Raw genomic sequence first — 25,559 nt, forward strand, 5'->3', positions numbered from 1 at the left:
TTCGCGCGCGCGCCGGGCGCGGTCAAGCCGCAGTTCGGAGCGCCGGCTAGCCCTCGACGTCCAGCGAATAGCCGGCCGAGCGCACCGTGCGGATCGGGTCGTCGGTCTCGGAGACGCCCAGCGCCTTGCGCAGGCGCCCGATGTGCACGTCGACCGTGCGGGCCTCCACATAGACGTCGGAGCCCCAGACGGCGTCCAGCAGCTGCTCGCGGGAGAACACCCGGCCCGGGTGCTGCATCAGGTAGTCGAGCAGGCGGAACTCGGTGGGGCCCAGGTGCACCTCCTGGCCGGACCGCTTCACGCGGTGGGCCACGCGGTCGATCAGGATGTCGCCGCGGCGCACGCGGTCTTCCGCCAGGCCCGGCCGCAGGCGCCGCAGCACGGCGCGGATGCGCGCGGTCAGTTCGGTCATCGAGAACGGCTTGACCACATAGTCGTCGGCGCCGGTGTCGAGGCCGCGGACCCGGTCGCTCTCCTCGCCGCGCGCGGTCAGCATGATGATCGGCACGTTGCGGGTCTCGTTGCGCTGGCGCAGCCGGCGGCAGACCTCGATGCCGGAGATCTTCGGCAGCATCCAGTCGAGCACGATCAGGTCGGGCAGCCGCTCGTCCACCAGCAGCAGCGCCTCTTCGCCGTCGCCGGCGAGCGCCACGTCGTAGCCCTCTTTCTGCAGGTTGTACTGCAGGAGGGTCGCGAGGGAATCCTCGTCCTCGACCACCAGGACGTGGGGCGTCATCTGCATGGCGGCCTCAGACCCGCAGCTCGTCGGTCTTGGGCCGGCCGCCGATCATCTCGGCGCCGGTGATCTGGTAGTGGACGATCTCGGCGATGTTGGTGGCGTGGTCGCCGATCCGCTCCAGGTTCTTGGCGACGAACAGCATGTGGGCGCAGGCGGTGATCGTGCGCGGATCGCCCATCATGTAGGTCAGGAGCTCGCGGAACAGGCTGTTGTAGTGCTCGTCGACCTCGTCGTCCTGGCTCCAGACGGCCAGCGCGCGCTCCAGGTCCGAGCGGCTATAGGCGTCGAGCACGCTGGAGAGCCGTCCGAGCACCAGCTTGCCCATCCGCTCGATGGACCGGGTGAGCGGCGTGAGCGGGTCGGACTCGACGATCACCAGGGTGCGCTTGGCGATGTTCTTGGCCAGGTCGCCGCAGCGTTCGAGATTATTGGCGATCTTCATCGCCGCCATCGCGCGGCGCAGGTCGTCGGCCACCGGCTGGCGAAGGGCGATCAGCCGGATGGTCTTGCGCTCGATGTCGCGCTCGGCCTCGTCGAGCTTGTCGTCGCGACCCACGACGGAGGCGGCCAGCTCCTGGTTGCGCTTGACCACGGCGTTCACGGCGTCGGCGACCTGCGCCTCGGTGAGCCCGCCCATGCGGACGCACTCGGCCGCAAGGCTGTTCAGCTCATCCTCGTAGGATTTGACGATGTGCTCGCTCATCCGCTTTGCCCTGACACCGCGGAGGCCCGCGCCGTCCCTATGCTACAGTCTCATGACGCTTTGACGACGCCTTCCGGGTCGCCGGCCATGGGAAAATACGCCGTGAAGGTGCTGCCCTCGCCCTCGACGCTGGCGACCGCCAGCCCACCGCGATGGCGGTTCATGATGTGCTTGACGATCGCCAGGCCGAGGCCCGTTCCGGAGCGCGCGCCGCTCTTCTGACCGTCCACGCGATAGAAGCGCTCGGAGAGGCGCGGCAGGTTCTGGCGGGCGATGCCGGGGCCCAGGTCGATGAACCGCAAGGCGACGTAGGTTTCTTGTGAGGGGTCCGGCGCGACCAATGACAGGCGCGGGACGCCGTCATGGCTGGCCGCCGCCGCCAGCTCGCTCAGCCCGCCCTGCATCTCGATGCGGACCGACGCGCCGTCGGGGGAATATTTGATGGCGTTGTCGAGCAGGTTCTGCACCACCTGGACGATCTGGTCGCGTTCGCCGCGGACCAGCGCCGGCGGAGCCCCGCAGGAGCGCCAGTCGAGCTTGACGCCGCGCTGAGCGCCAAGCGGGGCCGCGGCCTCCACCACCTCGCGAACCACCACCCCCAGATCGACGACGCCGCGCGGCGGGACGTGCTCGTCGAGCTCGATCCGGCTGAGGGAGGTGAGGTCGGCGATCAGCCGCGCCATCCGGTCGGCCTGCGCCTGCATGATGCCGAGGAATTTCTCGCGGGCGGCCGGGTCGTCGCGAGCGTGGCCGCGCAGGGTCTCGATGAAGCCGGAAAGCGAGGCCAGCGGCGTGCGCAGCTCATGGCTGGCGTTGGCGAGGAAGTCGACGCGGGTGCGCTCGACCCGCCGCACCTCGGTCTCGTCGTGGAAGGTGAGCAGCGCCAGGCGCACGCCATCCGTCCCGAACCCCAGCGGCCGGGCCCGCACCCGCAGGCTCCGCGACTGGGCGCCGGTCGTCTCGTAGGCGCTTTCCGCGTCGGCGACGTCGAATAGGGCCTTGTCCACCGCGCCCAGCACCGCGGGATCGCGAACCGCCGACAGCAGCATGCCCTCATCCGCGGTCAGCCGCAGCAGCTCGCGCGCCGCGGCGTTGGCGAGGATGAAGCGCCGTCCAGTCAAGTCGGCGCGCCTCGACCCGGACACCACCAGGATCGGATCCGGCAGGGCGTCCACCAACGCCGCGTAGAGCTGCGAGGCCGACGCCGACGACGGGAGGGGGTCGAGGAGGGACAGGGGCGAATCTCCGTTCCGCAACACCCTAGCATCCTCAGTCCTGTGACAGGCCGATGACGAGCGGCCGCATATCGGCGGTGTCAGGAACCCGACCTTGGCCGTCGCCGGCCGTAGAGGCGAGTTCCGGGGCGGCGCAAAGCCACGCAATGCCATGAAAAGCTCTCGAGACGCGCGCTCTGACGGCGACGCGCCCAACCCCAGCGCTGCTGCGCTGGACGAGGCCCTCGCGCAGAAAGACGCCCTGCTGCACGAGGTCGATTACCGGGTGAAGAACAATCTGCAGCTGATCGCCTCGCTGACCCTGCTGCCGCAGCGACGCCTGCGTGCTCACCGTCGCCGACGACGGCGTGGGCCTGGCGGACCATTCGCCGCGCTTCGGCCTGACGATCGTCCAGCTGCTCTGCCAGCAGCTCCACGCCGGGCTGGAGACCGCCGGCGCGCAACCCGGCGTGCGCACGACGGTTACTGTCCCGATGACCTCTTCCGACGCGCCATGACCGCCGCCCGGCCGCTCGATGTCCCGATCGTGGGCCGCCGCCTCGCCGAGGCGGGCTGACGGTTGTCGAACCTCATCGCCAACACCATAGGGACCGTCGCGGCGCTCTGCTCCATGACCAGCTTCGTCCCGCAGATCGTCAAGATCTTGCGCGACCGCGACGCCTCCGAGGTGTCGCTGAAGATGTACCTCGTGACCGTCACCGGCTTTTGCCTGTGGACCGGCTATGGCGTGCTGATCGGGAGCTGGCCGGTGACCGTCTCGAACGTCGTCTGCCTCCTGATGTCGGCCGCGGTCCTGGCGCTCAAATGGCGGTTCAGCCGGCATAGGTGACGCCCACGCCGCGCTGGCTCTAGTCAGGCGGAACCGGCGGCCTTAAGGCTGCTCGCGGTTCGCCCCCCGGGGCGCAGGCCCTCGAGTGGAAGCATGGACGAGCGTTTGGCCGCAGCGGACGCGGCGCTCAAGGCCGGGCGTGGCGACGAGGCCATCCTGCGGCTGACCGAACTCCTGGAAGCCGACCCCGACCAGCCCGCGCCGGTCTACCGCGCGCTCCTGGTGCAGCTCTATCGGGCCGGACGTCCGGAAGAAGGCGTCCGATGGGCGGAGGCGGCCGCCGGCCGCTCTCCGCGCGACGCCGACATCCTGAATATGCTTGGCGTGAGCTACCGGCGTCTGGCGCGCTATCCGGAGGCCCTGGCGAGGTTCGAGCAGGCGGCCAAGCTCAAGCCCAACAACGCCGCGATCCAGTCGAACCGGGGCAATGTGCTGCTCGACATGGACGACGGCGTCCGCGCCGAGGCGGTGTTCGCCAAGCTGGCGCGCGCCGAGCCGCGCAACAGCGGGCACCAGCGCGAGCTCGGCCGCGCGTTGCTCAAGCAGGGCAAGGTCGGCGCCGCCATGACCCGCCTGCGACAGGCCGTGGCGCTCAGGAAGGACCACCTCGAGGCCTGGCTCGACATGATCGGCGTCGAGAACGAGATGCATCGTACGACGGAAGCTGAGGCCCTGATCGACCGGGCGCTGGCGGCCATGCCCGACCATCCGCGGCTGCTCGAGGCCAGGGCCATGGTGATGCGGCGGGCGGGCCAGCGGCGACGCTGCGAGGCCTATCTGCTGGAGCTTCTCCCCCGCTTCGAGACCGCGACCTGGCTGCATTCGCAACTCGGCGGCGTCATCGCCGACTACGATCGCGACCGCGCCAACGTGCATCTGCGAAAGGCCGTTGAGCTGGCGCCCGACAACATCGGCTACCTCACGGCCCTGATCGAGAGCCTTGAGCGGACGCGCTCGGGCGACGAGGGCGCAAATATCGAAGAAGCCTACCAGCTCGCCCGGCGTGCCTTGGCGCTGAAGCCGACTGAGCCGGGTCACCTGAAGATCCTCAATGAGGTGCTGATCCGCGTTTGCGCCTTCGACGATCTCGACCGGCTGGGCGACTTCAAGACGCTGGGCCGTGGCTGGGCGGCCTCCAACCGCCACACGGCGCTCCTGAAGCAACTGGCGTTCGTGCGCGGCCCGGAGGATCGCCTGGAGCTGGTCGAACAGCACCGCATCTGGGGCCGGCTCGTGGAAGCCAAGGCGGCGGAGGCGCCGATCCGCAGGCCTGCGCCGCGTGCCGCCGATGGGCGCATCCGCCTGGGCTTCATGTCCTCGGACCTGCGCCAGCACCCGGTCGCCTACTTCGCCCTTCCGTTGTTCGACCACGTCGATCGCCAGCGCTTCGACCTCTATTGCTACTCGTTCTTCCAGGGCGATGAGGACCCGCTGCAGGCCTATATCGCCAAGCAGGTGACCGCCTTCCGCTGGCTGCCCGACAAGTCCTCGCGCGAGATCGCCCAGACCATCGCCGACGACCAGCTGGACATGCTCATCGAGCTCGGCGGCTCGACGCATATGAACCGGCTGGACGTGATGGCCTTCCGCGCTGCGCCGCGGCAGGCGAGCTGGCTGGGCTACCCGCACTCGGCCGGGCTTTCGACGATCGACTATTTCATCTGCGATCCCTATTCGGCGCCCACCGATCCGGCCCTGATGATCGAAAAGCCGCTGACGATGCCGCACACCTGGCTGGCGCTGGGGCGCGCGGTGTTCAGCGAGAATCGTCCGATCACAGACGGCCTGCCGGAAGAGCGCAACGGCTTCCTGACCTTCGGCACCGCCAACAACCCGCACAAGTACAGCCGCGCGGTGCTCGGCGCCTGGGCGCGGGTGATGGCCGCGGTTCCCGGCTCGAAGTTCGCCTTCGTGCGGCCGGAGGGCTCCTCGGCCAGCTTCCGCCGCAATGTGCTGGCGCAGTTCGCGTCGCACGGCATCGGCGAAGAGCGGATCGTCTTCCATACGGTGCGCGGCAAGCACCTGCCCTACTACAACGAGATCGACATCACCCTCGACCCCTTCCCGCTGACCGGGGGCACGACCACCACCGAGGCCCTGTGGATGGGCGTCCCGGCGGTCAGCCTGCGCGGCGAGGCCTTCTTCGAGCGGCTGAGCTATTCAATCCTGTCGAACGCGGGCCTCGGCGACCTGGTGGGCGCGGACCTCGACCAGTACCAGGCGATCGCCCTGAAGCTGGCCGGCGACCGCGAGCGGCGCCGCGACCTGCGCGCGACCCTGCGCGACCGCATCCGCAACAGCCCGCTCGGCCGCACGGACGACTTCGCCCGGGACTTCTACGACATGGTGGCCGGCGCCGTCGCCGAGACGCCGGTGAAGGCCGCTACAGCCGGAAATACTCGCCGATAAGGTCGTTCGGGCGCGGCCGGAAGGCGAGCTCGCCGGGCGCGCCGGCAAAGGCGATCGAACCCTTCGGCACCCGCTTGTTCACGACGCTGACGCCCTGGCTGACCACCGCGTCGTCCTCGACCACCGAGCGGCCGATGACGGCGGTGTTCGGATAGAGCACCACCCGCTCGCCCAGCACCGGGACCTGGTCCTTGTGCCGCCCGACCGTCGAGTTCTGGTAGAGGACAAGGTGGTTCCCGTAGGTCGCCTTGGCCAGCACGATGCCGACGCTGTGGCCGATGTAGAACACCTCCGGCATGGCGATCTCGTAGAACAGGTCGATGCCGTTGAACGCCTTGTTCATCAGGAAAAGCCGGGTCGGCGCCTCGGTGTCGCCGGACCGCTTCCAGATCGTATTAGCCAGGAAATACAGATAGATGGTGTGCTGCGAGGACTGCAGGACATTGAACTCGTCCGGCCGCCAGGGCGCGCAGGCGTTGATGCACCGATGCACCCTTTCCAGGGCCTCGTCGAGGTGGGCGTCGACGCTCGCCCGGAACGCCGCCTCGCGCCCGTCCGGGACCACCGCCGCGCACTGGGCGACGGTGTAGGCCAAGAGGCTCTCACGGGTATGGTCCTTCAGTCTCAAGCCGTCAGCCCCTGCAGATAGCCGCGCACCACCTCCTTGACCGGCGCGGGCGCCACGCCAAGCGCCCGCAGCCGCGCGATATCCGCCCGCGGCGGCGCCGGCGGCGAAGCGTCGCCGCTGAACGCCACACGCCAGCCGGCCTGCAGGAAGATGTTGGCGATCTCGCCGTTGTTGGTGAGTTCCCCGCTGGCGACGTTGACGACGCCGCGCACCGACCTGTCCGCCATGGCGAGCAGGGCCGAGACCACGTCCTCCAGATGGATGTAGTCGCGCGCCACGTGCGGGCTGGACGCGAGGTCCAGGTCGCGGGTCCTGGCCGCCTCGACAAGCCACTGGGAGAGGAAGCCGGGCGATTCCAGTTCCCAGTCGTAGACGTTGGCGAGGCGGGCCACCACGCCGCGCCCTTCGGTACGCGTGAGCACGATGTTCTCGCCCAGCGCCTTGGAGAGGTCGTAGGTCCGGCGCGGGTCGACGGGGTCGAAGACCAGCGGCGTCGCCTCGTCGACGACCGGCGCGGCCAGGCCGTCGTAGAGCCGCGTCGAGGACAGGTAGATCAACTGCTCGAACCGCCCGGCGCGGACCAGCGCGTTGACCAGGCTGGCGTGGGCCTCGACGGTGTCGAAGGGCCGGCGGTCGTAGTCGGCGGTGAGGCCCGCGCAGTAGAAGACCGCCCCCATGTCGCGGCCGAACAGGCTCGTATCGCCCTTGGCCGGCGTGTAGGTGTCCCAGCCCATGGCGGTGAGCCGCGCCCGCAGCCGGCGGCCGACAAAGCCGGTGGCGCCGATGATGGTGGCGAGGCCGATCACCTCGCCTGGAGGCCTCCCACCGGATGGTGCAGCCTGGGATCCTTGTGGCGCAGCAGCTTCGGCGAGACGTCGCGGACGATCCGGTAGGCGTCGGTCTCGAAGATCGCCGGGTCCTTCACCGCCACCATGTTGAAGCCGTGCGGCGGACCCTCCAGATGGATCGCATCGGCCGGGATCAGCTCGATCGGTCGGCCCGAAAGGTCATAGTTCGAGTTGAAATCCCGCAGCGCGAAGAGGTGGTAGCCGTGGCCGGTCAGCAGGCGGGCGATCTCGGTCGCCTCCAGCCCGTTCGACCAGTCCACGTAGTGCCGGTGCACCTCGAACAGGATGTCGGGCGCCTGGCCGGGCGGCAGCGCGAGGAACGGCTCGGCCCCCTTCAGCGCGCCCAGCTCGGCGCCTTCGATGTCGACCACGATCAGGTCGAGCCGGTCGACGCCCGCGGCCTCCAGGTAGTCGGCGATGGTCACGGTCCGGAAGCCGTCCGCGGCGTCCGCCTCCGCCACTTCGGCGCTGGCGAAGCTGTCGTAGCCGACCAGCTTCAGCTTGGTGGTCGAGTCCGACCACAGCCCTTCGGGCCGCGGGCGGATGTTGCCCAGGCCGTTGAGCTCGGCGTTGCGGACCAGCATCGCGCGCTGCTGGTTGTTGGGCTCGAAGGCGTGCACCACGCCGCCGCGCGGGGCGATCTCGCGGGCGATCAGCACGGCGTGGTCGCCGAAGTAGGCGCCGCCGATCACCACCTGTTTCGCGCGCCTGGCGAGGTTCACCAGCAGCCGGCTGGTCTGCGGCTCCCAGGCATGGTCGGGCGCCTCGGGCGTCGACATCACGAAGTCGCGGGCGATCTTCGAGCGGTAGAGGAATTCGAAGGTCACGCCGCTGGAGAGCGTCTTGCGGACCACCTGGTCGTCGTCGAACAGGGCGTCCGCCAGCGGGCCGGTGATCTCCTCGCGCACATCGACGCCGGGCGCGTCGATCGCGGCCTCGAAGGCGATCAGCTGGCGAATGAAGGCGGCGCGCCAGGCCTCGTCCTGTGCGATGCGTTTCAGCGCCGCCAGCGCCTTGTCCTCAACCATAAGCGAACCTGTTCCTTGGGGGCAGCAGGGCACGTCTAGCAGATCGTGCGCACGATCTCAGCCCTGGTGATCGGGGTAGCCGGCGTCGCGCGCGGAGATGACCTGCGGGGCGGCCGGCCAGGCGATGGCGAAGGCCGGGTCGTCCCAGCGGACGCCGGCCTCGTGGCCCGGCTGGAAGGCCGGGCTGATCTGGTAGAGCATGTCGGTGTCGGGCTCCAGGGTCAGGAAGCCGTGGGCCACGCCCTGCGGGATCAGCAGCGCGCGGCCGTTCTCCGCCGACAGCTCAGCCGAGGTCCAGCGCCGGTAGCTGGGGCTGTCCGTGCGCAGGTCGAGCGCCACGTCGAACATCCGTCCACGGACGGCCCGCACCAGCTTGGTCTCTGCGTGCGGCGCCCGCTGGTAGTGCATCCCGCGCAGGGTCCCGCGATGCGGGTTGCGCGAGAGGCTGGTCTGGACGGGGACGAACGGATGGCCGGCGGCGGCGAACTCGTCCGGACACTGCAGGCGCGCGAAGGCCCCCCGCGCGTCCTCGCGGGGCTCTATGTCGATCACCACGACGCCGTCGATGCCCGTCTCGCTGAACCGCATCAGGGAAAGACCCTGGTCTGCGGCGAGGCGGTGACGAAGCGGCCGCCCCAGTCGCGGATGAAAGCCATCTGCGCCATGATCTCGTCCCTCAGGTTCCAGGGCAGGATCAGCAGGTCGTCGGGCCGGATCTCCCGCACCGCCTGGGGCGCGAGGATCGGCAGGTGGCTGCCCGGCAGGAAGCGGCCCTGCTTGGCCGGGCTCGCGTCGAACACGGCGACGACATCGTCCGTGGTCGTCCCACAGTAGTTCAGGAAGGTGTTGCCCTTCGCCGCCGCGCCGTAGGCCGCGACCCGCCGGCCCGCCGCCTTCTCAACCGCCAGGAAGGCGCGGAAGCTGTCGCGCACCGCTTCGACTCTCGGGGCGAACCCTGCGTAACTCTCGATCCGGTCGAGGCCGGCGGCGTGTTCATCCTCTCGCAGCGTCACGAGCGCCTCGGTCTCCTCGTGGCCCGAGCCCATGTGGCAGCAGAACAGCCGCAACGATCCGCCATGGGTGGAAAGTCGTTCGACATCGAATGGTCTCAGCCCATTGGCCCGCAGCACCTGCTCCACGGCCAGCAGCGAGAGGTAGGAAAAGTGCTCGTGGTAGATGGTGTCGAACTGCACCTTCTCGATCAGGTTCAGGAGGTGCGGGAATTCAAAGGTCAGAACGCCTTCGTCCTTCAGCAGCTCGCGGAAGCCGGCCACGAAGTCGCCGATGTCCGGCACGTGGGCCAGCACATTGTTGGCGGCCATCAGGTCGGCGCGGTAGCCCCGCGCGGCCAGGCGCTGGCCGGTCTGTTCGCCGAAGAACATCACCTCGGTGGGCACGCCGCGCGCCCGGGCGGCCTCGGCGGTGTTGGCAGTCGGCTCGACGCCGAGGACGGGGATGTCCATCTCGACGAAGTGCTGCAGCAGATAGCCGTCGTTGCTCGCGACTTCGACGACGAGGGACTCCGGGCCCAGGTCGAACCGCTCGGCCATGGCCGCCGCATAGCGGCGGGCGTGCTCCACCCAGCTGGTGGAGTAGGATGAGAAGTAGGCGTAGGCGTCGTCGAAGATGGCGTCGGCCGGCACGGCGTCGTCGGCCTGCACCAGGAAGCACTCGTGGCAGACGCGGACATGCAGCGGATAGGCCGGCTCGTTTCCCGCCGCCAGCTGCTCGGCCGTGAGGTAGCTGTTGGCCAGGGGCTGTCGGCCGAGGTCGATGAAGGTGTCGACGAGCGGTGTGCGGCAGAATCGGCAGAGCGGCGGGGTCATGCGGCGTCTTCGTAAGCCGCGATCTCTTCCCGGCACAAGGCCAGGGCGTCCTCGCCATTCGCCTGCCGGCGGTGCCAGTCCATGGTCAGCGCCACGGCCTTCGGCGCGTCGAGCCGGCTCTCGAAGCCAAGCGTCCGCCGGGCCAATCCCGCGTCAATGGCGAGTGATGTGGCCTCCAGGGATTTGGGGTCCGGCTCGTGGCGCCAGGGCTGGGCGCCCAGCGCCTCGACGCCCAGCGTCGCCAGCTCGCCCACGGTTACCGCCGGGCCGCCGGGCCGCGGGCCGAAGTTGAGCGCGCGAGGGGTCGCCGGGTCGGTCGCCAGCGCCTGCAGGTAGACGAGGTAGCCCGCCACGCAGTCCAGCACGTGCTGCCAGGGCCGCGTCGCCTCCGGATGGCGCAGCACCACCGGCTGCCGGCTGCGGGCGGCGCGGACGATGTCGGCCACGATGCGGTCGCGGGAAAAGTCGCCGCCGCCTATGACGTTGCCGCCCCGCGCCGTGGCCAGCGGCACGCCGGCCGGCTCGAAATAGCTCTTGGCGAAGCTCTGCACGGCAATCTCGGTCGCGGCCTTGGAGGCGGAATAGGGATCCTTGCCGCCCAGCGCATCGCCCTCGGCGAAGGCCCGGCCGGTCTCGGCATTGGCGTAGACCTTGTCGGAGGTGATCGCGAGCGCGGCCTTGAGCGCGGCCTGCACGCGCAGGGCCTGCAGCAGGTGGACCGTACCCATGACGTTGGTCGCGAAGGTCTCGACCGGCTCGGCGATCGCCGTGCGCACGATCGGCTGGGCGGCCATGTGCAGGACCAGGTCGAAGCTGCGGCCGGCCAGCGCGGCTTCCACCGCGGCCCGGTCGCGGAGGTCGACGACCAGCGAGCGGGTCAGGGTCTCGACGCCGGCAAGTTCGAACAGGCTGGGGCTCTGGTCCGGCGCCAGCGCGAGGCCCGTGACCTCCGCCCCGAGGCGCTCGAGCCAGACCGCCGCCCAGGAGCCCTTGAAGCCGGTGTGGCCGGTCAGCAGGACCCGCTGGCCGCGCCAGAAGGCGCGATCTAGCGCCGCCACGGCGCCTCCCCCGAAGCCCACATGGCCTCGAGGATGTTCTTGTCGCGCTGGGTGTCCATCGGCGCCCAGAATCCGTCGTGCCGGAACGCCATCAGCTGGTCGTCATGGGCCAGGCCCACCAGCGGCTCCTGCTCCCAGATGGTCCGGTCGCCGGAGATGCGATCAATCACACTTGGCTGTAGAACGAAGAAGCCGCCGTTGATCAGCCCGTTGTCGCCGGGCGGCTTCTCGATGAATCGCTCCACCTGGCCGTCGACGATCTCCAGGGCGCCGAACCGGCCCGGCGGCGAAACGGCGGTCACGGTGGCGTCGCGCCCATGGCTGCGGTGGAAGTCGGCCAGCGCGCGCAGGTTGAGATCCGCCACCCCGTCGCTGTAGGTCAGGAAGAAGGGCTCGTTCGGCTCGAGATAGCGCGCGACCCGCTTCAGGCGCCCGCCTGTCATGGTCTCGGCGCCGGTGTCGACCAGGGTCACCCGCCAGGGCTCGTGGTTGGTGGCGTGGTACTCGATCTCGCCCTTCGCCAGGTCGACGGTCAGGTCGGCGTTGTGGAGCACATAGTTCGAGAAATACTCCTTGATGACGTAGCCCTTGTAGCCAAGGCAGACGATGAAGTCGTTGAAGCCGTAGTGCGAGTAGAGCTTCATGATGTGCCACAGGACCGGCCGCCCGCCGATCTCGATCATCGTCTTGGGCTTCAGGTGGCTCTCTTCCGAGATGCGCGTGCCGAGGCCGCCCGCCAGGATCACCGTCTTCATCGCGTCGAAGCCTCTCGCCGGCCGCGCCCCTGCGAACCGCCGCTCCTCATATCGCGTACCTCCGGCGCGATGAAGCGCCAATGGTCGCCCGAGCGTCGTGAGGTCTTGGGGCCCTGGGGCCCTGAGGCCCTGGGGCCCTGGGGCCCTGGGGCCTTGCGGCGTCGCGCCCGCCGGGGGATGTGAGGGTCCATGGCTGAGGACCGCGTCGCCTTCATCGTCGCCGGCGTGCAGAAGGGCGGCACCACCGCCCTCTTCGACTATCTGGGCGAGGCGCCGGAGCTGTCGCTGTCGCGCGTCAAGGAGGTTCACTTCTTCGACGACGAGGGGCAGGACTGGGCCCGCCCGGACTACGGCGCCTACCACGCCAACTTCGATCCCTTCGATGGGCGGCCGCGCGGCGAGGCGACGCCGATCTACCTCTATTGGCCGGGCAGCCTCGAGCGCATCCGCGCCTACAACCCGGCCATCAAGCTGGTCGTCATGCTGCGCGATCCGGTGGAGCGGGCCTGGTCGCACTGGAAGATGGAATACGCCCGCGGGGTGGAGACCAGGCCCTTCGCCTGGTGCGTCCGTGAGGGCCGCCAGCGGCTGTTCGCCGCCGACCCCTGGGGCTTCCACCGGGAGCTCTCCTACGTCGAGCGCGGCTTCTACGGCGAGCAGATCGAACGGCTCTACGGCCTCTTTCCCCGCGATCAGGTGCTGGTGCTGCGCGCCGAAGACCTGCGCCGCGATCCCGGCCCAGCCCTCTCGCAGGTCCGTGGTTTCCTGGGCCTGTCCGCCGCCGCGGCGCCGGCGGCGCGCGAGGCGCATGTCGGCCGAGAGATGGACTACGGCTCGGCGCTGACCGTCGCCGACATGGACCACCTTCGCGGGGTCTACGCGCGCGACCTGGCGCGGCTGGCGGACCTCACCGGCGTCCGCTTCGGCTGAGGCCATAGTTTCGTCGCGGCCGCCCGCGAGGTTTGCCGCGACCGCCGCCCGAAGGACCCGCCATGCGCCCGGCCCCGCTCGCCCTGTTCGGCCTGACCCTCGCCTTCGCCCCGCTCGCCGCGCTGCGCGCCGCGCCCGAGGCGCCGAAGTTCGTCCTGCCGCTCGCCTGCCAGATCGGCCGCACCTGCGAGGTGCAGCACTACGTCGACCGCGATCCCGGCCCTGGCGCACTGGACTACCGCTGCGGACATCGCACCTACCAGGGCCACAACGGCGTCGACATCCGGCTGCTGGACATGGCCGCCGAGCGCGCCGGCGTCGACGTCCTGGCCGCGGCGCCCGGCCGTGTCGCGCGCCTGCGCGACGGGGTTCAGGACATCTCGGTCCACGCGCCGGGGGCGTCCCCGGTCGCCGGCCAGGAGTGCGGCAACGGTGTGGTCGTCGATCACGGAAACGGCTGGGAGACGCAGTACTGCCACGTCGCGCGCGGTAGCGTCCGGGTGAAGGTCGGCGACACCGTGGCGGCCGGCCAGCCGCTCGCCCACGTCGGCCTCTCGGGCGACACGGAGTTCCCGCACCTGCACTTCACGGTTCGCCACGCGGGCCAGGTGGTCGATCCCTTCGCCCCGGACATGGCCAACCCGGCCGCCTGCCGCGCCCAGGCCGCCACCCTCTGGAGCGCGCCGGCGCTGCGCCAGCTGGGCTACAAGGCCGGCGCGGTGCTGAATGTCGGCTTCGCCTCGGGCCCGGTGACCATGGAAAACGTCGAGGCGGGCGGCATTCCGGGCCCCAGCGCCGCGGCTCCGCTGATCGCCTATGCGCGTCTCATCGGGCTGGACCCCGGCGACAGCATCGAGCTCGTCCTGACCGGTCCGCACGGCGAGACCCTGGTCCAGAGCCAGCTCGCCCCACTCGCCACCGGCAAGGCCCAGTACGTCGCCTACGCCGGCAAGAAGCCGCCGCCCGGCGGCTGGCCGCACGGCGCCTACGCCGCCGAGGTCCGCGTACACCGTGCGGGCGCCGTGGCCGTCTCGCGGCGGTTCAGCGCGACCATCTAGGCGGTATGGGCGACTTGCGTTAGATCACGCAGCGACCTTTGCGAGAGCGCGCCCACCGGCCCCATGGATCGACTGACCGTTCAGACCCGCTTCGGGCCGCTTCTCGTCGTGGGGCGCCTGCACGCCGGCCGCCCTCGGGCGACGCTGCTGGCGGTGGGTGGAGCCTTTCCGCCGGCGGATTACCTGCATGACCTGGTCGACAAGCACCCGAACGACAACGTCATCGTGGGCTGTTTGCCCGGGATGCGCTCGCCCTCGTTCGACCGCCATCTTCCGGCAAGCTATTCCGCCGCGTTCGATGAGCTTATCGGGGTGCTGCTGCCGACGCAGCCGATCGTCGCCTATGGCGTGTCCACCGGGTGCCTGGTGACCCTGGGGCTGCGCGCGCCGAACATCGTCCGGCACATCGCCCAGGAGCCGTTCTTCAACACCCGCGATCTGTGGCCGTTCCAGGCCTATGCGCAAGAGAAGCTGACCGCGAACCCGGACAACATGCCGCTTGCCGATTTCCTGACCTCCATCTTCGGCATCCGCCCGGGCGGCGTCGACAACGTCGACTACGAGCATCTTGCGCGCGGGATTCGCATTCCGACCGACGCTATCGTCGCGGAGTCGCCGCTGCTGCCCATGCGGACCATGGACACCTGGCCTTCGCTTACGAGCGCCCACGACCGGGACCTGTTGCGCGCCAGCGGCATGGTGCGGATTCATCAGGCGGCGGAGGGCAGCGGCCACAACATCGTCGTCAACGCGATTGGCGAGCGGTTCGTGCACGAGGTCCGTGCGAACGCCCTGCGCGCGGCCGCGCTCGTCCGCGAAACAGACACCGCTTAACCGTTAAGTGATCGGGGATCGGCTTCCGCGCGGTGACGCTCTGGGCTAGTGTCGCTTGTCAGCCTAGCTCTCCATGGCTGTGTCGCTTTGGCCGGGTAGCGGATCGCAAGGTCCGTTGCCCGGCCTTCGCGTTTTCGGGCCGTCAGCCGGGCGGGCGCAACACGATCACCCCGTACCGCGCGATCCACAGCAGGCCGCGGGCGATGGCGGACCGGCGTTGCGCCGGAAAGATCTGCACGAGTTCGCTGACCTTGGCCCCGGGCCGCTCGGCGAGCCAGGCGACGATCGTCTCCGCCTCCTCCAGGCTGGGCCGGTTGAAATAGCTGTAGTTCGTGAGCGGACGGGAGAGCAGCGCCTTCGCGTCGGGCCAGGTGACGGACGCCCCCAGTTGCACGGTCCAGCCCGTGGCCAGATGCTGCGTGGGATAGCCGCCGAACAGCCGGAAGGGATCTGGCCGGTAGGGGTTGTCGCGCATCGACGGCTCCGGCGCGCGGCGGCGGCGGCGCGCGTCCAGGTCGGCCCAGAGCGCCTGATATTGCGGGATGATCTGCGACCAGTCGAACATCGCCCTGGCGTGGGCCTGGGCCTGCTGGCCGAGCCTTCGGCGAAGGTCGGCGTTCTGCACCAGGGCGGAGATGGCCGCCGTCGACTCGGCGAAGTCGATCGCCACGAACTGGCTCGCGGCCCCGACATAGTCGACATAGCCGATCCAGTTGTTGGCGTACCAATAGGCGAGATCGATGCCGTCGCCGGGCGCCGGGGCGATCGTCGGGATGCGGAAGCCGTGCTCGCCGTGGCCGACGGTGTCACGATAGCCGTTCCAGTCGGTGACGACGCACGGCAGGCCCGCGGCCATGGCCTCCACCGGGGTCAGGCCGAAGGTTTCCTGGATGTTGTCCGACAGGCTGATGAAGAAGTCGCCCACCGACCAGATGGAGAAGCGGACGTCAGGCGGCCGGCCGTCGACCTCGCGGTAGTGGACGGACGGGCACAACGCGCGGGCGCCCTCGTGATAGCGCACGCCCTCCGCCTCCGATTCCGCCCAGCCGGAGTTCACCCAATAGATCGGCTGGCCGGTCGCCTGGGCCGCCTTTTCCAGGGCCAGCGCCATCAGCGCGGGGTTCATCTTTTCGCGGGTGTTGAAGCGACCGACGTAGAGGGCGACCACGGCGTCCTCGGGGATGTCCAGGCGCTCGCGCCAGGCCTTCCGCTGCTCGGCCGTGGTCTCGAACTCGCCCGCGTTGACGCCGAGCGGGATCGTCACGCGCTGGACCTCGGCGCCTCGCCGCGGCCCGCCATACGCCTCGGCGAGGTGTTCGCGGATGCCGGCGAGCTGGAGCTCGACACTGTCGCGGACCGCCGAGGACGTGCAGATCAGCGCGTCGTGATCTGACAGCGGCGCGGTCGCATATTGCGAGAGGAGGTCCATCACCCGTGCGGTGGCGGTGGTGTGCGTGAGGCCACAGATCGAATAGCTGTTGGCGCCGTAGATACGGCGGGCCCACGCCTCCTCGCCGAGATTGGGTCCGGGGAGGTTCAGCACGCCCACCTGGCCGATCCCGGGGCGATTGGTCGTGGTGATCCAGGTCTTCGGCCGTTCGGTCGGTTGGATGCGTTCGACCAGCGCCTGCAGCTCGGTGATGGTCGATGCGCCGGCGTGCCAGAAATAGAACCGCTCCACGTCGGCGTGGCGCAGGAAGCCCCGCAGGAAGCTTTCGCCCGCCGAGTGCCGCCCGAGGAGCCGCCCGCCGGTCGTGTCGAACCCATTGGGATGCATGTAGATCGCAGCGTTGGTCATCGCACGCCCGGGCCTCGCGCCCCTTCCTGAACGCCACAAAAGAAAAGGGCCGCCCCGAAGGGCGGCCCCAAACTCACACCAAAGCCGAGGCTTAGATGATGTTGGTGACGTCGATGTCGGTCAGCGACCGGCCGACGAGCACCACCGCGTCGTCACCCGTGTCCAGGCCACCACTGGGGTTGGTGTCGGCGAAGACCACGACGTCCGCCCCGACCTGGGCCACCACGTAGTGGACCGTACCGGTGAAGAAGCCGCCGGCGAGCGAAGCCGCCTGCGCATAGTCCGTCGCGTTGACCTCGACGTAGTTGGCCGAAGTGGCCGAACCCAAGCCAGTTGTGTGATCGGCGAGGGTGAAGTGCAGGTGGTCGAGCGGCGCAGCCGAGGTACCGCCTTCCCAATCCTTGATCTGGTCGCCGGAGCCGGCGACGGTCGAGGAGTCGCCAGTGACGATCGGTGCGCTCGTCGTGGCGACAGAGGTCGTGCTAAACACGAAGACGTCGTTCCCCGCGCCGCCGGTCAGGGTGTCCTGGCCGCCGCCTCCGGTGATCGTGTCGTTGCCGGCGCCGCCGGTGATCGTGTCGGTGCCGGAGCCCGTCGTGATCAGATCGTTGCCGGCGCCGCCATCGACGTTTTCCTTGCCGGTGGTGCCGCCGCTGATCGTGTCGTCGCCGGCGCCGAGCGTGACGACTACGTCACCCGCGCCGACCACCACGGTGTCATTGCCGTCGCTAGCGTCGATGTGGTCGTTGCCGCCACCACCGGTGATGGTGTCGTCACCGGCGCCCGAGGATATCGTGTCACCGCCCGCGACGGAGCTGCCCGTAATGGCGTCGTTGCCGGCGCCAGCGGTGAAGCTGTCCTGACCACCGCCGCCGGAAAGGACGTTCGCGCCCTCGCCGCCGATGATGACGTCGTTGCCGGCGCTGCCGGTGATGGTGTCGTTGCCCGCGCCGCCGTCGATGCGGTCGCTCTGGCTCGTCGCCACCACGAGATGCAGGTCGATGACGTCGTTGCCGTCTTCGCCCAGCACAGTCAGGTTGCCGGTCGCCGCCGCCGTGGCGGTGATCGTGTCAGCGCCAAGGTTGCCATCGACGAGGTCGTTGCCGCCGCCGTCGATGCTGATCGTGTCGGTGCCTTGGCCGCCCAGAAGGGTGTCGGCGCCGGACCCGTGATCGACGAGGATGTCGTTGCCGGCATTCCCTGCGACAAAGGCGTTGCCGGTGGTGCTGGTAAGAACCGTGATGGTGTCGTCGCCATCGCCACCGACGATGTTGTTGGTGCCAGCGCCGCCGCCGCTCGAGATGACGTCGTTGCCGGCCCCGCCGTCGATGGTGTTGTTGCCGGCGCCGCCGGTGATGACGTCGTTGCCGTCAACGCCAGCCAGGCTGTCGTTGCCCCCGAGGCCCGACAGGGTGTCGTTGCCCAGGTCGCCGCTCAGGATGTCGTTGCCAGCGCCGCCGATGATGCTGTCATTGCCTTGACCGCCGAGCAGGATGTTGGTGCCGGTGCCGGCGGCAGTGGCGGTGATCGTGTCATCGCCCTTGTTGCCGTTGGAGAAATTGTTGCCGTCGCCAACGTTGATCGTGTCGTTGCCCTGGCCGCCGTAGATCGTGTCGTTGCCGTCAGCGGTCGTGCCAGCGGTGTCGCCGCCCCAGAGCGAATCGTTGCCCTGGTTGCCTTGCAGCACGTCGCCGCCAGAAGACCCTTGCAGGGTGTCGTTGCCGTCGCCGCCGAACAGGCCGTCGGTCTTGCTGGTGCCGACAGCGGTGCCGGCAGCCCCATCGCCCAAGACGTTGTCGCCGACAATGAGCGTCGAGCCGTCCGAGAAGATCGGGGTGGTGTGGCTGGCTTCGCCTTCACCGTAGACGCCCGTCCCGAACACCACCGCATGAGCCGTCACCAGGTCCGTGATGGTCACCGTGGGGGTCGTAGTGGCCGTCGCTGCGTTGTAAAGCACCGACATCTTCGATCCGGAAGACGTCGCGTTGCTGAACACCAGCGTATCGGCGGTGCTGCTGAAGGTGAGCGCCTGCGCAGCCGTGATTGTCTCAAAAAGATAAGTCGCCATAGATCTCTCCAGTCTGTGTCACACGGACCCCCGGCACGCCTGACCCCCATCCCCGATGGAGCAGTCCCGACGGTCCATTTATCCCAAGCGCCATAGCGTGGCTGCGGCGAAGGTTAAACGAGCCCGAGGGAAGACGTATCGGAAGCCCGTGATTTACGCAACAGCAAAAAGGCCCTGGAATCCTTAGACTAGCCCCCTGTTACCGAGACGCATCGGTCAGTCGTGGAGCGCCCCGTGAAGGGTGTCCGTGATCGGCGAAATCAGCGATCCCATGACCGTCTTTTCACCCGTCACGACCATCACCTGAGCCGGCATTCCAGGCGTGATCTGAGCACTGCGCTTCAGCTTCGTCAGCTCCTTCGAATCGATCCTCAGATCGGCGCGGTAGAAGGACGCGCCGGACTTCTCGTTGACGATCTTGTCGGCCGAAACCAGCACCACCTTGGCCTTCATCGGCCCGTGCCAGCGCTGGTTCAGTCCGGTGAACCGCACCTGCGCATCCATGCCCTCACGGATCTTGTCGATGTCCTTGGGCTCGATCATCGCAGTGACCACGATCGGCGCATTGGCGGGCACCACGTCGAGCAGCACTTCGCCGGGCCCGGTGACGCCGCCGACGGTGAATTGGGTGAGGTTGAAGACGTAGCCGTCGACCGGCGCGCGGACCACCGTGGCGTCCAGCATCTCCTTCGCGGCCGCGAGTCGCGGCAGGGTGTCGGCGAGCTTCGTCTGGGCGTCGCGCAGGCCTTCGGCGGCCTGGCTCGTGCGGGTGTCGCGGTTGGCCGAGACCTGCATCCGCGTCTCGCCCCCCTGCTGGCGAAGCCGCGCAATGTCGGACAGCAACGAGCCCTTCCGGCCCTGCAGGTCGGCCAGCGAGCGCTGGTAGCGCAGGATCAGCGGCTTGGGCGCGAAGCCCTTGTCGTAGAGGGTCTGGTAGCCGGCCATCTCCTCTTTGGTCAGCGAGATCTGCTCGTCGACGGAGGCGACCTGCGCCTGCTGGCCCCCAACCTGGGTCTGAATCTGGTCGAGCCGCTGGGACAGCACCGAGTTCTGGCTCTCGAAGAGCTGGCTACGCGTGGTGAACAGGAACTGCTGGTCGCGAACCATCCCCGCGACGCGCGGGTCCGACATCCGGCCCATCACCTCCGGCGGGAACTCCAGCGTCGGGCGATTCGTCGCCTCGGCCGTGAACCGCGCGGCCTGGACCTGCAGGCTGTCCACTTGGTTCTGCAGGACGTCGTAACTCGCGCGCGCCTCGACATCGTTGAACAGGATCATCGGTTGGCTGGCGCGGACGTGCTGGCCTTCCTGGACCAGGATCTGGCGAACCGTGCCGCCCTCCCGATGCCGCAGGGTCTTCTTGTTCGATTCGACACGGACCTCGCCCGAAGCGGTGATGCCGGTCGCGAGCGGGGTGAGGGAGGCCCAGAGGCCCAGGCCCAGGACCAGGACCCCGATGATCGCCGCGCCGACGATCATCGGCCGGCGCATGCGCCGCTGCAGCGCCGGATCGATCGGCAGCAGTTCGTCGCCGCCAAACGTCGGAGCGACGTAGGAGGAGCGGACGGGGGTGAGGTCGAGTTTCATCGGCCAGCCTCCACAGCGCGGACTTCGGTCGGCTTCATCAGTCGGTTCATCACCTGGTCGCGCGGGCCGAACAGTTCGATACGGCCTTCGCGAAGAACGAGCATCCGGTCCGCGGCCCGGAAGATGGAAGGCTTGTGGGAAATGATCACCACCGTGGCGCCGTTGGCCTTCATGGCGTCAAGCGCCTGCAGGAGCGCGTCCTCGCCCTCCGCGTCGAGGCTGGCGTTCGGTTCGTCGAGCACGATGAACGCCGGATTGCCCAGCATGGTGCGCGCCAGCCCGACCCGCTGGCGCTGCCCGGCGGACAGGGTGTGGCCGCCGTCGCCGACATCGGTCTCATAGCCCTTCGGCAGGCGCAGGATGAGTTCGTGCACTCCGGCCAGCTGGGCGGCCTTCACGACGTCCTCGTCGCTCACGTCGGAGCGGAAGCGCGCGATGTTGTCGCGGATGGTGCCCGCGAACAGCTCGGTGTCCTGCGGCAGGTAGCCCACGTGGCGACCAAAGTCCGCGCGATCCCACGCGAAGACGTCCGCGCCGTCGAGCCGCACGACGCCGTTGACCGGGCGCCAGATGCCGACCAGCAGCCGCGCCAAGGTCGACTTGCCGGCCCCGGACGGTCCGATGACGCCGAGGATCTCGCCGGGTTCGAGCGTGAAATTGATGTTGGCAAGCAGCAGCTTGTTCGCGCCGGGCGGCGCATAGTTGAGCGTCTCGACCGCGAGCCGGCCGCTGGGCCGCGGAAGCGCGGTGGCGGGCATCGAGGGCTCGGCCTTCGACAGCAGCTGCATCAGCCGGCCGTGCGCCCTGACCATGTTGTTCAGCGGATCCCAGGAGCCCACGATCTTCTCGATCGGCTGCAGCGCCCGGCTGGCCAGGATCATGTTGGCGAACAGCATGCCCTGGTGGAGCTTGCCCTTGATGATCAGGTAGGCGCCGATCGCGATGATCAGCACCTGGATGCCCATACGGACGGCCTTGATGATGTCGGTGAAGACGTTGGAATTCTCGGCCGCCGCCGCGCCGCGTTCGATGGTGACCGCGCGGTGGCCCGCCCAGGACGCGCCCAGCGTGGGCAGCATGCCCATGGCGCGCACCACTTCGCCGTTGCGCAGCGCGGCGTCGGTGAAGGCGTAGCTGCGAAGCTGAGCATCGCCGGCGTCGCGCTGGATCGGCCGGATGGTCCGCTCCTGCAGCAGCGCCAGGCCGAGCAGCGCCACGGCGCCCGCGGTGGTGACGATGCCGACCCACGGATCGATGATGAACAGCGCGATCAGGAACACCGGGATCCAGGGCACGTCGAAGAAGGCGGCCGCGGCGATCCCGGTCAGGGTCTGGCGGAACTGGTCGAGGTCGCGCAGGGCCTGGGCCCGGGCGCCCGTGTCGCCCCGCACCGAGGCGTCGAACAGGGCCGAGAACACCTTCCCCGAGACCCGCTGGTCGAGCATCACCCCGTAGTTGATCAGGATCCGCGCGCGGTAATCATCGATCGCGCTGGAAACCCCGAACACGAACAGGGTGATCAACGTCAGGACGATCAGGGTGGGGACATTCTGGCTGACCATCACCCGGCCGTAGACCTGGTAGGTGTACAGCGGCAACGCCAGGTAGAGGACGTTCGAAAAGAAGCTGAACGCCGCGGCCACGGCGAACGGATGCTTTCCATCGGAAAGCGCGCGAGTCAGCACGTTGTCGGGCTGATTGCTGAGAAAGCTGAATATTTTCATGCGCGATAAGCTGTGCCGTCCGTCCCGTGCCGTCAGAAGCTATATCTGAAAGGTGACCTAAAAAGGTGAACGCGGAGCTAGGTTCTTAAGCGACCGCGCGGCGTCCGAAGCGGGCGCAGAGATGCTCGGGGGCCCTTGCGATGTCAATGCTGCCGATGTCAATGCTGCGCCTCCAACGGCGCGCGCCGCCCGTGCTAGAAGGCGTCTCGCCGCGCGAAGCAGCAGCGCCAGGAGTTGGAATGTCGAGGGTCGCCATTGTCGGGAGCTGCATAACGAGGGATGTGTGGCGGTTCCGTGGCGACAGGGTTACCGATCCGCAGCCTGATATCCTCTACGTCTCGCGAACCAGCCTTCCGAGCCTTTTTGCCACACCCCTGAAAAGTTTCCACCCCGCCGCCGGGCCGCCGCGGGGGCTGCGTCCACAACCGCACCGGTCGCTGGTGGCGGACCTCTGCAAGACCGCGCTGGCGAGCCTGGTGGCCTTTCGCCCGACGCACCTAATCTTCGACTTCATCGACGAGCGGTTCGACCTGCTCTCAGCCAGGGGAACCCTCGTCACCTACAGCTGGGAGCTGGAGGCCAGCGGCTATCTGGCGCAGCCGGCGCTGCGCGGCGCCCGGCCGGTCCCGCGGCTCTCGGCCGCCGGTGAGCGGCTATGGCTGGAGGCGGCCGGCGAACTCGCCGCCTTCGTCCGGGCGACGCCGCTGGCCGAGGCGCGGCTCATCCTGCACTCCGCCCGCTGGGCCGAGCGGCGGCGCCTGGCCAGCGGTCGCGACGCGCCGCTCGAGGGCGTCGAGATCCTCCCCGGACAAGCCGCGGACGTGTGCGCGCACAACGCCCTGCTGGCGCGCTACGAGGCCGCCTTCGCCGAGCTGATGCCGCCGATGGCGCGGGTCGAGGCGCCCCGGCAGCGGCTGGCCGACGACGCCCACCAGTGGGGGGTGAGCCCCTTCCACTACGTGCAGGACTACTACGCAGAGATCTGGCGCCAGCTCGCCGCCCTCGGGATCGGGGCGCGGATTCCAGCCTAGGGCTTGGCCGCCTTGCGCGCCCAGTGCTCGAGCGGCGTCATGCCCTGCCCCACCAGTTCCGGGGTCGCGGCCAGGTAGGCCGCGGTGGGGAAGCCCGGCCGCGCCTCGGCGACCGCCCAGGCGCCGCCCTGCAGGTAGTCGACCAGCGGGTTGGCGGCCGGATCGAGCGCCTCGCCGCGCGCCGCCACATAGTGGGGCAGGTCGAACCAGGGGCTTGGGCTGCGGCCCTCGGCCGCGCCGCCGATCAGGAAGTGCGTCAGGGGCTCGGTCCCGATCTCCGCCACGTCCGGGTTCTGCTCGACGTACCATCGAGGGTCGAACAGCGGATGCGGCGTCAGGCCTTCGCGCCAGCCCGTGGTCAGGTAATGCACGAGGGGCGGCGTCTCGGCCGCCTGCCGCGGCATCTGGCGGCGGTACCAGGCGGCGTCGAACAGCGGATGCGGCGAGAGCCCGTCGCGCCAGCCCGTGCGGACATAGTGCGACGCCGGGTCCTCGTCCGCGGCGAGACCGGGGCCCTGGGCCGCATAGTGCAGCACGTCGAACAGCGGGTGCGGATTGCGCCCGCCGGCTGCGCCTTCGCGAAGGAAGTGTTCGAGCGGCGAAACCTGCGCCCCGCGAAGGGCCGAAGCGTTCTGCGCCGCGTAGTAGTCGGCGTGCAGCAGCGGATGCGGACTGTGGCCGCGCGCCGCCCCGCGAACGAGATAATGCACCAGTGGGGAAAGCCCGGAGGCGGCGACCTCGGGATAGGTCTCCAGGTGCCAGGCCTGGTCGAACAGGGTCGCCGGAACCGCCGTGGGATCGGCCCCGCGCCGCACATAGGCGGCCATTGCGCCCGGGTCTCCGTTCCGCCAGACCCCGGCGTCGGCGATCAGCCGCACTTGGCCTGCGCGCCCCAGCCGCAGCAGCAGGCGGTCGATTCCCCGCTGAAACCTGCCGTGGCGGCGGATTGGCCGCGGCGAGGCATGTTCCAGGTGTCGCTGCACGGCCAGCCGGCGCGCCGAGGCCTGCGCCTCCGCACGGCCTTTCAGCGCCTCAGTGAGCGCCAGCGTCAGCTCGGTGCGGGTCAGCGCCTCGCGCACCTGCGCCCGGTGGGCGAGTTCGTGGGCGAGGGCCAGGTCGGCGCGCAGGCCTGCGACCTTCTGCGCCACGGCGGCAGCCTTCTGGGCGACGCCGGCCGCGGCCTGGGTGGCGGCCCGCGGTTCAGCGGGTTTCGGCGGTGGCGCGGCGGTCTTGGCCAAATCTGCGGCCGCGACTCTGCTGCGGCCCCTCCCGTTGATCTGAACGGGTTGTCTCGGGTGCGCGCCCGAGCCTGTCAAGGCAAGCGGCTCAGAGGCCTTCCCGCTCCAGCCACTGGCGATAGCCGCCCTCGCTCGCCTGGAAGGGATCGGGGAAGGCGGCCTGTAGGTCGGCGCGCTCGCGGTAGAGCACCCGGTGCGCCTTCTCGATCGGCGCCCCGTCCGAATAGGCCCCATACGCCCACCAGCGCTCCGGGATCGCCGCGTCTGTCGCCTCGGTGACCTGGCGCTTGTACCAGCTCCAGATCTCGTAGACCGGGAAGTTGGTCCCGCCGTACTTCTTGGTCATGGCGTCGCCCATCGGCCCCAGCTTGGTGAAGTGCCAGAAGCGCAGCGGCTGGCCGTTGACGGTGACCTGCCCGTCCTTCTGTACAGAAACCGTCCGGGTGCTGAGGTTCCAGCTGGCGACATTGTAACCGGGGTCGCGGACCACCTTCACCTTGTCGAACAGCGCCGGGACGTGGTCGCACCAGCGCTGGTCCACGAAGATGCCGTTGGGCATGTCGTCGTAGCACCAGTCGAGCAGCCGGTCGTTCCACCAGCTGGCGAAACGGGCGCCTTCGCCCCGCGTGCGGACCGCCACGAAGCCCAGGTTGAAGATGCCGGTGCGCGAGGCCGAAAGGTCGTTGTCGCGGATCGCCTCGGCCGTGTCGTTCGCATCGACCAGGTGCGGGGTGAGCAGGATATCGTGGTCTTCCAGCCACGCCTCCAGCGGGGCCAGGCTGCCGAACAGGGCTGTGTCGGGATCGAGGTAGATCACCGCCTCCGCACCCGAGTCGCAGGCCTGGAGCATGAAGGGGCCCTTCACCGCGGTGCAGACCTCGACCACGTCGTGCTTGAAGAGCCACCCCTGGAAGTCGGGGATCCCCAGGTCCTCCGCCCACACCACGCGGTCGAACGGCTCGGCGGCGGGATCGAAGGCGAAGCCCTGCGGCGGGCGGTCGGTGATCAGGGCCACCAATTCCCAGTCCGGGTGGAAGCGGCGCAGCGTCTGGAACAGCACGCGGGCGCGGTTCAGGTAGGAGAAGGTGAAGCTGGAATAGCAGAGCACCTTCACGCCCGGCCCTCCAGGAGGTCGACCGTCAGCGCGCTGAACGCCAGGTCGTAGAGCTGCGGCTTGCGTTGCGCGCGCGCCAGGCCCGCCAGGCCGCCGCTTTCCAGCGCCGCGGCCAGCGC

General features: G+C 69.3%; 23 protein-coding genes. 7 read left to right on the forward strand and 16 right to left on the reverse strand.

Annotated features, from left to right (window positions below; translation table 11 throughout):
• Positions 1-46 precede the first annotated feature (46 nt).
• Genes phoB through JWP28_RS18750 form a run of 3 tightly spaced genes read right to left on the reverse strand, consistent with a single transcriptional unit; the run spans position 47 to position 2,698 of the window.
• Positions 47-736, reverse strand: a complete 690-nt coding sequence (gene phoB, locus JWP28_RS18740; RefSeq protein ID WP_299545371.1) for a phosphate regulon transcriptional regulator PhoB — start codon at positions 734-736, stop codon at positions 47-49.
• A gap of 13 nt (positions 737-749) precedes the next feature.
• Positions 750-1,442 carry a phosphate signaling complex protein PhoU gene (phoU, locus tag JWP28_RS18745; RefSeq protein WP_299545329.1) on the reverse strand — a complete coding sequence of 231 codons (693 nt, stop codon included), beginning with the start codon at positions 1,440-1,442 and terminating at the stop codon, positions 750-752.
• 50 nt (positions 1,443-1,492) lie between these two features.
• Entirely contained in the window at positions 1,493-2,698 is a 1,206-nt protein-coding gene (locus JWP28_RS18750; RefSeq protein ID WP_299545331.1) for an ATP-binding protein, read from the reverse strand.
• A 302-nt stretch (positions 2,699-3,000) separates the two neighbouring features.
• Here JWP28_RS18750 and JWP28_RS18755 point away from each other — a divergent pair, with 302 nt between their 5' ends.
• The 3 genes from JWP28_RS18755 to JWP28_RS18765 all read left to right on the forward strand — a co-directional run bounded on the left by JWP28_RS18755 (position 3,001) and on the right by JWP28_RS18765 (position 5,915).
• Positions 3,001-3,174: a hypothetical protein gene (locus JWP28_RS18755; protein ID WP_299545333.1), complete on the forward strand. Its 174-nt coding sequence runs from the start codon at positions 3,001-3,003 to the stop codon at positions 3,172-3,174.
• A gap of 62 nt (positions 3,175-3,236) precedes the next feature.
• On the forward strand, positions 3,237-3,506 hold the full coding sequence (locus JWP28_RS18760; RefSeq protein ID WP_299545335.1) for a SemiSWEET transporter: 270 nt from the start codon (positions 3,237-3,239) through the stop codon (positions 3,504-3,506).
• A 93-nt stretch (positions 3,507-3,599) separates the two neighbouring features.
• A complete protein-coding gene (locus tag JWP28_RS18765; protein ID WP_299545337.1) occupies positions 3,600-5,915 on the forward strand; it encodes a tetratricopeptide repeat protein in 2,316 nt (771 codons plus the stop codon).
• Here JWP28_RS18765 and JWP28_RS18770 read toward each other — a convergent pair.
• The 7 genes from JWP28_RS18770 to rfbF are packed head-to-tail and all read right to left on the reverse strand — an operon-like array spanning position 5,890 to position 12,058.
• A complete protein-coding gene (locus JWP28_RS18770; RefSeq protein ID WP_299545339.1) occupies positions 5,890-6,543 on the reverse strand; it encodes a hypothetical protein in 654 nt (217 codons plus the stop codon). The genes JWP28_RS18765 and JWP28_RS18770 overlap by 26 nt on opposite strands.
• Positions 6,540-7,349, reverse strand: a complete 810-nt coding sequence (locus tag JWP28_RS18775; protein ID WP_299545340.1) for an NAD(P)-dependent oxidoreductase — start codon at positions 7,347-7,349, stop codon at positions 6,540-6,542. Before JWP28_RS18775 ends, JWP28_RS18770 begins: the two co-directional genes overlap by 4 nt.
• Positions 7,346-8,419: an FkbM family methyltransferase gene (locus JWP28_RS18780; protein WP_299545342.1), complete on the reverse strand. Its 1,074-nt coding sequence runs from the start codon at positions 8,417-8,419 to the stop codon at positions 7,346-7,348. The genes JWP28_RS18775 and JWP28_RS18780 overlap by 4 nt, the downstream gene beginning before the upstream one ends.
• 57 nt (positions 8,420-8,476) lie before the next feature.
• On the reverse strand, positions 8,477-9,007 hold the full coding sequence (locus tag JWP28_RS18785) for a dTDP-4-dehydrorhamnose 3,5-epimerase family protein (RefSeq protein WP_299545344.1): 531 nt from the start codon (positions 9,005-9,007) through the stop codon (positions 8,477-8,479).
• Positions 9,007-10,245, reverse strand: coding sequence for a class I SAM-dependent methyltransferase (locus JWP28_RS18790; protein ID WP_299545346.1), 1,239 nt, complete (start codon positions 10,243-10,245; stop codon positions 9,007-9,009). The genes JWP28_RS18785 and JWP28_RS18790 overlap by 1 nt, the downstream gene beginning before the upstream one ends.
• Positions 10,242-11,303, reverse strand: coding sequence for a CDP-glucose 4,6-dehydratase (gene rfbG, locus JWP28_RS18795; RefSeq protein WP_299545348.1), 1,062 nt, complete (start codon positions 11,301-11,303; stop codon positions 10,242-10,244). The genes JWP28_RS18790 and rfbG overlap by 4 nt, the downstream gene beginning before the upstream one ends.
• The gene (rfbF, locus tag JWP28_RS18800) at positions 11,291-12,058 is read right to left on the reverse strand and encodes a glucose-1-phosphate cytidylyltransferase (protein WP_299545350.1); all 768 of its coding nucleotides are present in this window, start codon (positions 12,056-12,058) and stop codon (positions 11,291-11,293) included. Before rfbF ends, rfbG begins: the two co-directional genes overlap by 13 nt.
• A 189-nt stretch (positions 12,059-12,247) precedes the next feature.
• On the opposite strand from rfbF, the gene JWP28_RS18805 reads away from it, so the two are divergent.
• The 3 genes from JWP28_RS18805 to JWP28_RS18815 all read left to right on the forward strand — a co-directional run bounded on the left by JWP28_RS18805 (position 12,248) and on the right by JWP28_RS18815 (position 14,880).
• Positions 12,248-12,988 (forward strand): sulfotransferase domain-containing protein, encoded by a 741-nt coding sequence (locus JWP28_RS18805; protein ID WP_299545352.1) that lies wholly within the window; start codon positions 12,248-12,250, stop codon positions 12,986-12,988.
• 62 nt (positions 12,989-13,050) lie between these two features.
• Positions 13,051-14,046: a M23 family metallopeptidase gene (locus JWP28_RS18810; protein WP_299545354.1), complete on the forward strand. Its 996-nt coding sequence runs from the start codon at positions 13,051-13,053 to the stop codon at positions 14,044-14,046.
• 63 nt (positions 14,047-14,109) lie between these two features.
• Positions 14,110-14,880: a hypothetical protein gene (locus JWP28_RS18815; protein WP_299545355.1), complete on the forward strand. Its 771-nt coding sequence runs from the start codon at positions 14,110-14,112 to the stop codon at positions 14,878-14,880.
• Between the two features lie 142 nt (positions 14,881-15,022).
• On the opposite strand, the gene JWP28_RS18820 is transcribed toward JWP28_RS18815, so the two are convergent.
• From JWP28_RS18820 to JWP28_RS18835, 4 genes are all read right to left on the reverse strand, one after another.
• On the reverse strand, positions 15,023-16,678 hold the full coding sequence (locus tag JWP28_RS18820) for a glycosyltransferase family 4 protein (RefSeq protein ID WP_299545357.1): 1,656 nt from the start codon (positions 16,676-16,678) through the stop codon (positions 15,023-15,025).
• 91 nt (positions 16,679-16,769) lie between these two features.
• A complete protein-coding gene (locus JWP28_RS18825) occupies positions 16,770-18,746 on the reverse strand; it encodes a calcium-binding protein (protein WP_299545359.1) in 1,977 nt (658 codons plus the stop codon).
• A 216-nt stretch (positions 18,747-18,962) separates the two neighbouring features.
• Complete coding sequence (locus tag JWP28_RS18830; RefSeq protein ID WP_299545361.1) at positions 18,963-20,333, reverse strand: HlyD family type I secretion periplasmic adaptor subunit; 1,371 nt, start codon at positions 20,331-20,333, stop codon at positions 18,963-18,965.
• Positions 20,330-22,057 (reverse strand): type I secretion system permease/ATPase, encoded by a 1,728-nt coding sequence (locus JWP28_RS18835; RefSeq protein ID WP_299545363.1) that lies wholly within the window; start codon positions 22,055-22,057, stop codon positions 20,330-20,332. The genes JWP28_RS18830 and JWP28_RS18835 overlap by 4 nt, the downstream gene beginning before the upstream one ends.
• A gap of 239 nt (positions 22,058-22,296) precedes the next feature.
• Between JWP28_RS18835 and JWP28_RS18840 the strand changes: the two genes are divergently transcribed.
• On the forward strand, positions 22,297-23,088 hold the full coding sequence (locus JWP28_RS18840; RefSeq protein ID WP_299545365.1) for a DUF6270 domain-containing protein: 792 nt from the start codon (positions 22,297-22,299) through the stop codon (positions 23,086-23,088).
• Here JWP28_RS18840 and JWP28_RS18845 read toward each other — a convergent pair.
• A complete protein-coding gene (locus tag JWP28_RS18845; RefSeq protein WP_299545367.1) occupies positions 23,085-24,326 on the reverse strand; it encodes a hypothetical protein in 1,242 nt (413 codons plus the stop codon). The genes JWP28_RS18840 and JWP28_RS18845 overlap by 4 nt on opposite strands.
• A gap of 88 nt (positions 24,327-24,414) precedes the next feature.
• On the reverse strand, positions 24,415-25,440 hold the full coding sequence (locus JWP28_RS18850; protein ID WP_299545369.1) for a hypothetical protein: 1,026 nt from the start codon (positions 25,438-25,440) through the stop codon (positions 24,415-24,417).
• Positions 25,441-25,559: the final 119 nt, after the last annotated feature.

Source organism: Phenylobacterium sp., assembly GCF_028290885.1.
In the GTDB taxonomy this organism is placed as follows: domain Bacteria; phylum Pseudomonadota; class Alphaproteobacteria; order Caulobacterales; family Caulobacteraceae; genus Phenylobacterium.